The organism is Nonomuraea candida, from assembly GCF_000725485.1.
Lineage (GTDB): Bacteria > Actinomycetota > Actinomycetes > Streptosporangiales > Streptosporangiaceae > Nonomuraea > Nonomuraea candida.
This window is the reverse complement of sequence record NZ_KL647032.1, coordinates 117,406-127,535: the sequence shown is the minus strand read 5'-3', so window position 1 is coordinate 127,535 and position 10,130 is coordinate 117,406. Positions and strand designations below refer to the sequence as shown.

Below are 10,130 nucleotides of genomic sequence, written 5' to 3'. Positions count from 1 at the left end.
GTAGGCCTGCTTCAGGTACGGGTCCGGCTCCATCCGGGCCACCCACGCCGTCAGGTCCACGGCCACCTGCTCGTAGGCGATCGTCGTCTCCAGCACCGAGGCCAGGCCGGGCAGCAGCCAGTTGACCACCTTCTGCTGCTGCGCCTCGATGTAGCGGACCCTGGCCAGGTGCTGCTTGAGCTCCAGGTCGGGGCAGTGGCGGGCGAGCTGGTGGCTGAACAGGATCGCCTCCACCTCGATCCCGTTCATGGTGATGATCCGGCACCGCGTGTACGGATCGGCGTGGTCGGGATCGATGGGCGTGACGTTCAGCTCCCGCCAGTTCCGCAGCTGCTTGTCCAGCGGGATGCCCCGTTCACGCAATGGGTTGAAGGTCATGGGTAACGCGCTCCTTCGATGATTCGACGTTCCTGAGGGGCTGCCGGCGTGCCCGCGTGCCCTACCCGAGGCTTCCCGGCCCAATCTCTTCGCGCTCCCGGCGAAAGCCCCGCATTCGGTAAGGAGCCCGAAGGTTCGGGCGTGGCCTGCTCCTTCCCGGGTAGGCCACGCCCGGGATCGAAGGAGGACTGCCATGACCGCGCAGAAGACGGCGCCCGAGACGATGGGCGAGACGGATGTCATCGACCTGCTGCTGGCCCAGCACGCGATGATCAGGGACCTGTTCGACGAGGTCGAGCAGGCGCCGGCCGGCCAGAGGGGAGAGGCGTTCACCCGGCTGGTGCGCCTGCTGGCGGTGCACGAGACCGCCGAGGAGGAGATCGTCCACCCCTACGCCCGCCGCAAGATCGACGGCGGTGACGGCGTGGTCGACGACCGGCTGGCCGAGGAGAACGAGGCCAAGGAACTGCTCATGCGGCTCGACCAGGCGGGGCCCGACGCCCCCGACTTCATGGAGAACCTGCTGCTGCTGCGCGGCGCCGTGGAGGCGCACGCCCGCAGCGAGGAGCGGTACGAGTTCACCCAGCTGCGCGGCCACACCACCGAGGCCGAACGCCGCAGCATGGCCGCCGGGGTCAAGGCCGCCGAGGCCATGGCGCCCACGCACCCGCACCCCGGCACCGAGTCGGCGACCAAGAACCTGCTGGTCGGCACGCCGGTCGCGATGATGGACCGCGTCCGGGACATGGTCCGCCAGGCCATGGGCAAGAACCCCTGACCATGACCGCACGCGGCATAGGGCTGCCCGGCACGATCCTGGGGGTCGGGCTGGGCGGGTTCGTGGACGGCATCCTGCTGCACCAGCTCCTGCAGTGGCACCACATGCTGAGCAGCACCGACACCGACAACGTCGGCATCCGCCACTACCCGGTGGACACCGTGCCCGGGCTGCGCATGAACACGGTCTGGGACGGCCTCTTCCACACCGTCACCTGGCTGGCGGTGCTGATCGGGCTCGGCCTGCTCTACTCCCGCGTCACGGCCTCGCGGGGCCGGGTGTGGCGCTCGCGGGCGCTGTGGGGCTGGATCCTCGTCGGCTGGGGCCTGTTCAACCTGGTGGAGGGCGTGATCGACCACCACCTGCTGGGCATCCACCACGTACGCACCGGCCCGCATCAGCTCTGGTGGGACCTGGGCTTCCTGCTCCTCGGCGCGCTCCTGGTGGCGGGCGGCTGGGCGCTGCAACGCGGCAGCGGGACGCTCGACCTGTGCGAGGACGGCGCGAAGGCGCCGCGCGGGTGACGGGTCACGAAGGCCACGCCCACCTGTCGCCGCTCGTCCCGCTCCTGCTCGTGGCGGTCGCGGCCGGCGGTTACCTGCTGCTCGCCGCGCGCCCCGGACCCAGGAGCTGGAGCCGTCGGCGGGCGGGCTCGTTCCTCGCCGGGCTCGCGCTGCTCGCCGCCGCCACGGCGGGCCCGGTCCAGTCGTGGGCCGCGGCCGACTTCCGCGGTCACATGCTGCAGCACCTGCTCATCGGCATGCTGGCGCCGCTGTTCCTGGTGCTCGGCGCGCCGATGACGCTGCTGCTGCGCGCCCTGCCCGCCGCCCGCGCCCGCCGCCTCACCGCGCTGCTGCGCGGGCGCGCCGTGCACGTCCTGGCCAACCCGGTCACGGCGCTGCTGCTGAGCGTGGGCGGCATGGTGGTGCTGTACTGCACGCCGCTCTACCGGCTCACCCTGGCGCACGGCTGGGCCCACGCGGCGGTGCACGCGCACTTCCTGCTGTCCGGCTGCCTGTTCGCCTGGGTGATCGCCGGTCCCGACCCCGCGCCGCGCCGCCCCTCGGTGCCGGCCCGGCTGGTGGTGCTGGGCGTGGCCATCGCCGTGCACGCGGGGTTGTCGCAGCTCATGTACGCCGGGATCGCGGTGGACCTGCCGGCGCCCGAGGAGCAGCGCCGCGGCGCGGCCGAGATCATGTACTACGGCGGAGACCTGGCCGAGCTGCTCCTGGCCCTGGCCCTGGCGTCCGGCTGGCGGCCGGCGCGCCGGGCCCGGCCCGCTCCCATGGCCCCCATCCTGCGACATGACTGACATGGCGATGATCGGGGCATGCATCTGCGGAGCCAGCATTGCGCGACCGGAGGGAGATCCACATGAACCAGCGGGGCATCGGCGACCCGGAGCTGCGCACCGCCGGAGAGGCGGCGGGGGGACGCGTCCGCTGCACGCCCCCGGCCGCCGCTGAGCTGTTCGAGATCGCGGTCCTGGACACCACGGGCGAGGACGGCCAGGCCCGCTGGCACACGATCGGCTGGGGAGTGGACCGGAGGGAGGCCGACAGCATCGCGGAGGAGTACGTCACGCGCCCGCTGTGTCCCTATGACGAGGCCCAGATCCGGCAGAACGGTCACCTGGTGGGCGTGCACCGCAGACCGTCCTGACCTGCACCGGCACCGGCATCCGGGCGCGCCCAGCCCTGAGCCCGGCCCTGAGCCCGGCCCTGAGCCCGGCCCTGAGCCCGGCCCTGAGCCCGGCCCTGAACCCGGCCCTGAACCCGGCACGGAGCCCGCGCCCCGCCCGAAGCCCGCGCCCGAAGCCCGGACCCGGGCGCGGGTTCAGAGCCGGGCGCGGGTCCGCACCCGGGGGCGTCACATCGCGCGTTCCGGAGGGCTCATGTGGCCGAGCACCGCGGCGACGGCCTGGTCCACGTGGTCGTACACCGACACCGCGCGCAGGGCTCCGGTGATCTCCATCAGCCGGGCCGGCATCGACTGCATCGCGGCCAGGTGCAGGCCGACGCCGTGCGCGCGGGCGAGCGCCGCGGCGGCGAGCAGGACGGCCAGGCCGGAGCTGTCCAGGAAGGTCAGCCGGCTCATGTCCACGATGAGATGCTCGTCCAGCCGCCGATGCTGCCGGTCGATGAACTTCTCCAGCTCGGCGGAGTTGTTGGTGTCGATCTGCCCCGACACGCCGATCAGCGTGGCTCCGGGCAGATGGCGACAGGTGAGGTTCACGGGCACTCCTGGCGGGTGGGGCGGCCGGTGGGGTTCGACGATTGCCGCAGGTACGCCTGCCGTTGCCTAGACTCTAATGCCGTAGCTAGATACCGGAAAGACATTTCGTCATAGGATCTTCGCGAAACTAGTTTCATCTATCCCCGAGGGGATCAGAACGGGGCCGAAGAGGCGAAAGAGCTGTGAGCGAAAGTGACGACCGTCGATCCAGTTGGACATTCCTCACCCACCATGCCCGGGTGCTGATAGAGATCGCCCGAGATCCCGCCATCAGGGTGCGTGACATCGCCGCCGGCATCGGCATCACCGAGCGCGCCGTGCAGGGCATCGTCCGCGACCTCTACGAGGCCGGATACCTCAACCGCGACCGCGTCGGGCGGCGCAACCACTACAGCCTCAACCTGGAGCGGCACTTCCGCTACCCGACCGAGGCCGGGCTGCCGATCAGGCTGCTGATCGACATGTTCACCCAGCACGACCTGCCCCGCGAGGACGCCGCCGGGGATCAGCCGTTGCCGTCCATCACGCCGTACGCGGCCGAGCGGAACAGGAAAGAGGCCCACGACCGGTAGGGCCGCCACGACTCGGCGATCTTGCGGTACGCCGACGGGGTGGCGTCCTCGGGCAGGCCGTACACCTCGCGCAGGATCGCGAACAGTCGCGGCTCGTCGCCCGGGAACGCGTCCGGCGCGCCCGCGCCCCTGATCAGGATCAGGCCCGCGGAGAACGGCCCCACCCCGGGCAGGGCCCGCAGCTCGGCCAGGGCCTCCTCCGGCGGCAGCGAGCGCAGGTGCTCGGTGGTGAGCAGGCCGTCGAGCGCCGCCCTGGCCAGGCCGCGTACCCACTCCTCCTTCTGCGCCGGCAGGCCGAGGCCGCCGGCGTCCAGGAGCGAGACGGGCGGCGGGAAGGCGGTGCGCTCCTGGCCGTCCACGACGACCCGCGCGCCGTACCGCTCCGCGATGCGCTGCTTGATGCGGGCGGCGATCAGCATCGACGACCGCTGCACGATCACCGCCCAGCACGCCGCCTCCCACGGGCTCCAGAAGCACACCGGGCGCAGCCCGGGCCGGCGCCGCTGGAGGTCGCCGAGGACGGGGTCGGCCTCGCCCAGCTTCGCGAACCCCGTGCCGTCCACGTCGAGCGAGAACACCCGCGCCACCTCGCCCCTGATCGCCGGGCCCGCCGCCCGGGTCGTGGTGACGCTGACCCCGCCGGGCGCGGCGGTCACGCTCACGCCGATCGGCCGCCAGTCCGCCTCCGCGCAGTAGGCGAAGCGCAGCGTGCGGCCGTCGGAGGGCAGCGCGCTGGTGGCCGGCCAGTCCTCGACGAAACGCAGCGAGTCGGCGAAGTCGAACGGGCCCTCGGCGGTGAGCGTGAATCCGTGCGTGGTCATGGGCGTCATGGTAGGCCGGGGCGGCGGGAAGGGCGGGGGTCAGGCGGCGCCGTAGAAGGCGCTCGGGTCGTCCGCCAGCGAGGCCTTGACCTTGGCCGACCACTCGTCCACGACGACCTCCAGGCGGTCCGCCTCGACGCCGTCGAGCGCGGCGCGCACCACGTCGGCGGGGTCGCTCTTCTCCCCCTCGTAGTCGCGCATCATGTCGGTGTCCGCGGCCCCCAGGTGCACGCCGGTGACGAGGGTGCCCTGGCCGCGCAGTTCGAGGCGCACCCCGTTGGTCAGGCTCCACTCGGCCGCCTTCGCGGTGCTGTAGGCGTTGGCCCCGTCGTAGGAGAACCACGACAGCGCCGACAGCACGTTGACGATCGCGCCGCCGCCGTTGGCGCCCAGGATGGGGGCGAAGGCGCGGATCATGCCGAGCGTGCCGTAGAAGTGGGTGTCCATCTCCAGGCGGATCTTGTCCAGGTCTCCCGTGACCAGGTTCGTGTAGGTGGCGATGCCGGCGTTGTTGATCAGTAGCGTGACGTCCCCGGCGGCCTCGGCCGCGGCCCGTACCGCTGCGGGGTCGGTGATGTCCAGGCGCAGCGCCTCCACGCCGGGCAGGTCGATGGTGGCGGTGTCGCGGGCCGTCGCGTACACCTTCTTCGCGCCCCGCTCCAGGAGCTGCTGGGCGAAGTGGCGGCCGATGCCGCGGTTGGCGCCGGTCACGAGCGCTACGGAGCCGGAAATACGCATGGCTGCCTCCTGGCAGTTCTCAGGTGGAAGTGATTCACGGCTACGCTAAAACCTGACGTTGACGTCAGAGGCAAGTCTTGTGAGGGGGATCACGTTGCGGATCGGTGAGCTGGCGTCCCAGGCGGGTGTGAGCGTGCGGGCGCTGCGTTACTACGAGGAGCAGGGGCTGCTCACCGCCGAGCGCAGCGCCAGCGGCCAGCGGGTCTACCCGGACAACGCCGTGGAGCAGGTCAAGCTCATCCAGAACCTCTACGCGGCGGGCCTGGCCAGCCGGGCCATCGAGCCGATCATGCCCTGCGTGCGCACCGGCGAGGTGACGCCCGAGCTGCTCGACCGGCTCATGGCCGAGCGCGCGCGCATCGAGGAGCGGATCGGCGGCCTGGTCGAGACCCGCGACAAGCTCGACGCCATCATCCTGGTCGTCGCCGAGTCGCTGCACGAGGGGCGGCCCTGCCCGAGGGATTGATCGCCGCCCGACGGATTGATCGCTGCCCGGGGGTTGAGCGCTGCCTGAGGGCGCTGCCTGAGCGATTGAGCCGCCGTACTCACCCGGCCCTGGTGTCGATCGCTCAGGACGGCGGGCGGGCGGCTCTGACAGGCTCGTGCCATGAGGCCCCTGCGCATGCTGAGAAACCACGTCTCCCGTTTCGACCGGTGGCGGCGGGGTGTCGCCGTCTCGGGCGGCTACGCGCTGATCGTGCTGGTGTCGGTCGTCGTGGTCGAGATCAGCACGCGGCAGCCGGGCAGTCAGGGGCTGGAGGGCATCCTCGTCTTCTTCGTCACCTCTCCGACCTCGTTCCTGCTCATGATGCTGCCCCTGCCCGGCCATCCGCTCGTCTTCTTCACGGTGTTCCCCGCGGCGGGGTTGTTCCAGGCCTGGGTGTTGTGGCGGGTCGCGCGCGGGCGGCGGCGGGAGCGGGAGGAGGCGGGGCCGGTGTGACAGCCGCCGGGAAGGCGGGGGACAATCCGACCATGGCCCGCCACGTGGAGACCGCGTTCGTGCTCGGCGGCGGAGGCGTGCTCGGGGCGTACGAAGTGGGCATGCTGCGCGCGCTCGACGAGGCGGGGATCCGCCCCGACCTGGTGGTGGGCACCTCCGTCGGCGCGCTGAACGGCGCGGTCATCGCCGCCGGGCCCGGCGAGGCGGTGGCCAGGCTGACCGGGCTGTGGCAGTCCGACGTCGTCCGCACGGCCTTCGCCGGCTCCTGGGTGGCCCGGCTGTCCACGCTGGCCAGGACCGGCACCCACCTGCACCCGATCGGCCCGTTGCGCGGCGTGCTCGCCAGGACCGTGCGGGTGTCCCTGATCGAGGAGCTGGAGGTGCCGTTCCAGTGCGTGGCGGCCTCGGTCGAGCGCGCGGCGGCGCACTGGTTCACCGGCGGGCCGCTGGTGGAGGCGGTGCTGGCCTCGTGCGCGGTGCCGGGGCTGCTGCCGCCCGTGGTGATCGGCGGCGAGCACTTCTACGACGGCGGGCTGGTGCACAGCATCCCGATCGGGCGGGCCGTGCTGATGGGCGCCCGGCGGGTGTTCGTCCTGCACGTCGGCCGTGTCGAACGCCCGCTGGCGCCGCCGAGGCGGTTCTGGGAGGTGGGCATGGTGGCCTTCGAGATCGCCCGCCGGCACCGGTTCGCCGAGGACCTGGCCACGCTGCCGCCCGGGGTGGAGGTGCACGTGCTGCCCACCGGCGTGACCGAGCCGCTCTCGCCGCTGCGCTATCGCGACGTGTCGCAGATCGCGGCCTCCATGGAGCGGGCGTACAAGGCGTCTTCCCGCTACCTGCGGGACAGGGCAGGATGAAGGCAGCCCCCTGTTCGCGGGACGGGGCAGGTGGAAACAGACCTCTGGTCGCGGAACGGGGCAGGATGGAAGCAGCCCTCTGTTCGCGGGACAGGGCAGGATGAGAGCGCTCCTCTGCTTGCGGGGCGGGGCAGGATGAGAGCACACCTCTGAAGGAGGCGCCGGTGCTTCCACCTCGGTTTCTGCGCAGGCTCGTGCTGGCGCCGCTGGTCATCGTGGTGACCGTGTTCATGGTGGTGACGCTGCCGTTCTGGCTGGTCGTCGCGGCCGCCGCCGCGCTCCGGCTGCCGCCGCCGCAGCGCAGGAGCGCGCGGTTCGTCTGGTTCGCGGCGGCCTGGCTGACGCTGGAGTCGGCCCTGCTGATCGCCTGCCTGTGGTTGTGGGTGGCGGGCGGGGCCCGGCGGCAGGAGCGCCACTACGCGCTGATCAAGTGGTTCCTGGAGAAGGCGTTCACGACCGCGGTGCACATCTTCCAGCTGCGCGTGGACATCGACGAGCCCGAGCCGCCGGACGACGGCGAGCGGCCGGCCGGGCCGGCCAAGCCGATCATCGTGCTGTCGCGGCACGCGGGCCCCGGTGACTCCTTCCTGCTGATCCATCACCTCCTCGACCGCTACGAGCGCCGGCCGCGCATCGTCATGAAGGCCGCGCTCCAGTACGATCCCTCGCTCGACGTGGTCATCAACCGGCTGCCGAACGCGTTCGTCCCCCGCAAGTCCGGACAGACGCTCGTGATCGAGGAGATCCGCGGGTTGGCCGCCACGATGAGCGGCCGGGACGCCCTGGTGATCTTCCCCGAGGGCGGCAACTTCACCCCGCGCCGCCGCCAGAAGGCGATCGACCGCCTGGAGGAGAAGGGGCTGCTCGCCGAAGCGGAGCGGGCGCGTGGCCTGACCCACTTGCTCCCGCCCCGCCCGAACGGCGCCATCGCGGCCATCGAGGCGTGCCCGTCGGCCGACGTCGTCTTCGTCGCGCACACCGGCCTCGACGACCTGGTCACGCTGCGCGACATCTGGCGCTACCTGCCCGTGCGCGCGCGCATCACCGCGAAGTGGTGGCGCGTGCCGGCCGCCGCCGTCCCGCACGGCCGGGAGGAGCGGATCCAGTGGCTGTACGACCACTGGGAGCGCATCGACGAGTGGATCACGGACCAGCACCTGACCCGGATCTCCTAGCCTCCGCGCTCCTGGCTCCGCCTCTCACCGCGCCGCCGGCTCTGCCGCCGGCCGTGGTGCTCCCGGGGGCAGGGCCGGCAGGTCCGGGGACGGGCCGTGCTCGATGAGGCGGAGCAGCGCGTCCGTGTCGAGGTGCCGCTCCACCAGGTCGCCGAGCGCGTCGAGCCGCTCCTCCCGCAGGCGGGCGAAGTCCGTGCCCGGGTCGGGGACGAAGTCGCGCCCGGCCCGCGCCGCCACGTCGGCGAGGAAGGCGCGGCGGAAGCCGTCGTTCTCCAGGGCGCCGTGCCAGGTGGTGCCCCAGACGTTCCCGGCCCGGCACCCGTCGAGGAACGGCTCGCCCCCCTCGACCGAGGCCACCCCGTGGTGGATCTCGTACGCCCGCACCCGCTCCCCGTACGCCGTCCCCTCGGGCCTGCCCAGCCGCTTGTCCCGGCCGAACTCGACCCGCACCGGCAGCAGCCCCAGCCCCTCGACCCGGCCCGCCCCCGACTCGACCTCGTCCACGATCTCCCGCCCGAGCATCTGGAACCCGCCGCAGACGCCCAGGACGGGCCCGCTCCTGGCGGCGATCGCCGCCGCGAGCCCGCTCTCGCGCAACCACCGCAGGTCGGAGACCGTGGCCCGGGAGCCGGGCAGCACGACCAGGTCGGCGTCGTCCAGCTCGGCCGGGCCGGTGGCGAAGCGCACGACGACGCCCGGCTCGGCGGCCAGCGCGTCCACGTCGGTGAAGTTCGAGATGCGCGGCAGCCGCACGACCGCCACCCGCAGGGTCTGCCTCCCGTACGGCGGGCGCACGGCGACCTGCCGGCTGTCGAGGGCCAGCGAGTCCTCCACGTCCAGCCAGAGCCCGTCAAGCCAGGGCAGCACCCCGTACACCTCGCGCCCGGTCAGCCCTCTGATCATGTCGAGCCCCGGCTCCAGCAGCTCCTTCGCGCCGCGGAACTTGTTCACCACGAAACCGGCGACGTGGGACTGGTCGGCGGCGTCCAGCAGGCCGACCGTGCCGTAGAACGCGGCGAACACCCCGCCCCGGTCGATGTCGCCGACCACGATCACCGGCAGGTTCGCGGCCCTGGCCAGGCCCATGTTGGCGATGTCGCCGCGGCGCAGGTTGATCTCGGCGGGGCTGCCCGCCCCCTCGCACACCACCACGTCGTACTGCTTGCGCAGCCGGTCCAGCGCCTCCAGCGCCGTGGTGCGCAGCAGGTCGCGCAGCGCGCCGTACTCCATGGCGTCCACGTCGGCCACCGGGCTGCCCATGAGCACGACCTGGCTGCGGCGGTCGCTGCCGGGCTTGAGCAGGATCGGGTTCATGTCGGCGACGGGTTCGAGCCCCGCGGCCTGCGCCTGCATGGCCTGCGCCCGGCCGATCTCGGCGCCGTCGGCGGTGACGTACGAGTTCAGCGACATGTTCTGGGCCTTGAACGGCGCCACGCGGACGCCCCGGCGGGCCAGCCAGCGGCAGATCCCGGCCGTGACCACGCTCTTGCCCGCGTCCGAGGTGGTACCGGCGACCAGCAATGCCCCTTTGACCATGGGATCACCGTACACAGGGGCATGGTCAGGAAATTTCCAGGTAACCACCATTTACGAATGCTGTGACTTCTGCCACTCTGGCTAGAACATTGCCCTAGAA

General features: G+C 72.2%; 13 protein-coding genes and 1 pseudogene. 9 read left to right on the top strand and 5 right to left on the bottom strand.

Annotated features, from left to right (window positions below):
- Positions 1 to 378 (bottom strand): annotated as a pseudogene (locus IO39_RS58600) (hypothetical protein); the annotation flags it as partial.
- A 193-nt stretch (positions 379 to 571) separates the two neighbouring features.
- On the opposite strand from IO39_RS58600, the gene IO39_RS47920 reads away from it, so the two are divergent.
- From IO39_RS47920 to IO39_RS55725, 4 genes are all read left to right on the top strand, one after another.
- Positions 572 to 1,156 carry a hemerythrin domain-containing protein gene (locus IO39_RS47920; protein ID WP_052424302.1) on the top strand — a complete coding sequence of 195 codons (585 nt, stop codon included), beginning with the start codon at positions 572 to 574 and terminating at the stop codon, positions 1,154 to 1,156.
- A 2-nt stretch (positions 1,157 to 1,158) separates the two neighbouring features.
- Positions 1,159 to 1,680, top strand: a complete 522-nt coding sequence (locus IO39_RS47915; protein ID WP_052424301.1) for a DUF2243 domain-containing protein — start codon at positions 1,159 to 1,161, stop codon at positions 1,678 to 1,680.
- On the top strand, positions 1,677 to 2,468 hold the full coding sequence (locus IO39_RS47910) for a cytochrome c oxidase assembly protein (RefSeq protein ID WP_084774740.1): 792 nt from the start codon (positions 1,677 to 1,679) through the stop codon (positions 2,466 to 2,468). Before IO39_RS47915 ends, IO39_RS47910 begins: the two co-directional genes overlap by 4 nt.
- A gap of 62 nt (positions 2,469 to 2,530) precedes the next feature.
- Positions 2,531 to 2,818 carry a hypothetical protein gene (locus IO39_RS55725; protein ID WP_157549911.1) on the top strand — a complete coding sequence of 96 codons (288 nt, stop codon included), beginning with the start codon at positions 2,531 to 2,533 and terminating at the stop codon, positions 2,816 to 2,818.
- A gap of 207 nt (positions 2,819 to 3,025) precedes the next feature.
- Here IO39_RS55725 and IO39_RS47900 read toward each other — a convergent pair whose 3' ends face one another.
- Positions 3,026 to 3,391, bottom strand: coding sequence for an STAS domain-containing protein (locus tag IO39_RS47900; RefSeq protein ID WP_043640309.1), 366 nt, complete (start codon positions 3,389 to 3,391; stop codon positions 3,026 to 3,028).
- A 239-nt stretch (positions 3,392 to 3,630) separates the two neighbouring features.
- On the opposite strand from IO39_RS47900, the gene IO39_RS47895 reads away from it, so the two are divergent.
- Positions 3,631 to 3,963 carry a winged helix-turn-helix domain-containing protein gene (locus IO39_RS47895; protein ID WP_245642686.1) on the top strand — a complete coding sequence of 111 codons (333 nt, stop codon included), beginning with the start codon at positions 3,631 to 3,633 and terminating at the stop codon, positions 3,961 to 3,963.
- On the opposite strand, the gene IO39_RS47890 is transcribed toward IO39_RS47895, so the two are convergent.
- Together IO39_RS47890 and IO39_RS47885 are read right to left on the bottom strand one after the other, a co-directional pair.
- Positions 3,897 to 4,784, bottom strand: coding sequence for a DNA-3-methyladenine glycosylase family protein (locus IO39_RS47890; protein WP_043640302.1), 888 nt, complete (start codon positions 4,782 to 4,784; stop codon positions 3,897 to 3,899). The genes IO39_RS47895 and IO39_RS47890 overlap by 67 nt on opposite strands.
- Positions 4,785 to 4,823: 39 nt before the next feature.
- Entirely contained in the window at positions 4,824 to 5,522 is a 699-nt protein-coding gene (locus IO39_RS47885; RefSeq protein WP_043640299.1) for an SDR family oxidoreductase, read from the bottom strand.
- Positions 5,523 to 5,616: 94 nt separating this feature from the next.
- Between IO39_RS47885 and IO39_RS47880 the strand changes: the two genes are divergently transcribed.
- The 4 genes from IO39_RS47880 to IO39_RS47865 all read left to right on the top strand — a co-directional run bounded on the left by IO39_RS47880 (position 5,617) and on the right by IO39_RS47865 (position 8,494).
- Complete coding sequence (locus tag IO39_RS47880) at positions 5,617 to 5,988, top strand: MerR family transcriptional regulator (protein WP_043640296.1); 372 nt, start codon at positions 5,617 to 5,619, stop codon at positions 5,986 to 5,988.
- Positions 5,989 to 6,129: 141 nt separating this feature from the next.
- Complete coding sequence (locus IO39_RS47875) at positions 6,130 to 6,462, top strand: SCO4225 family membrane protein (protein WP_157549910.1); 333 nt, start codon at positions 6,130 to 6,132, stop codon at positions 6,460 to 6,462.
- Between the two features lie 32 nt (positions 6,463 to 6,494).
- The gene (locus IO39_RS47870) at positions 6,495 to 7,319 is read left to right on the top strand and encodes a patatin-like phospholipase family protein (protein WP_043640290.1); all 825 of its coding nucleotides are present in this window, start codon (positions 6,495 to 6,497) and stop codon (positions 7,317 to 7,319) included.
- 164 nt (positions 7,320 to 7,483) lie between these two features.
- The gene (locus IO39_RS47865) at positions 7,484 to 8,494 is read left to right on the top strand and encodes a 1-acyl-sn-glycerol-3-phosphate acyltransferase (RefSeq protein ID WP_043640287.1); all 1,011 of its coding nucleotides are present in this window, start codon (positions 7,484 to 7,486) and stop codon (positions 8,492 to 8,494) included.
- Between the two features lie 24 nt (positions 8,495 to 8,518).
- On the opposite strand, the gene IO39_RS47860 is transcribed toward IO39_RS47865, so the two are convergent.
- Positions 8,519 to 10,030 carry a cobyric acid synthase gene (locus IO39_RS47860; RefSeq protein WP_043640284.1) on the bottom strand — a complete coding sequence of 504 codons (1,512 nt, stop codon included), beginning with the start codon at positions 10,028 to 10,030 and terminating at the stop codon, positions 8,519 to 8,521.
- Positions 10,031 to 10,130 lie beyond the last annotated feature (100 nt).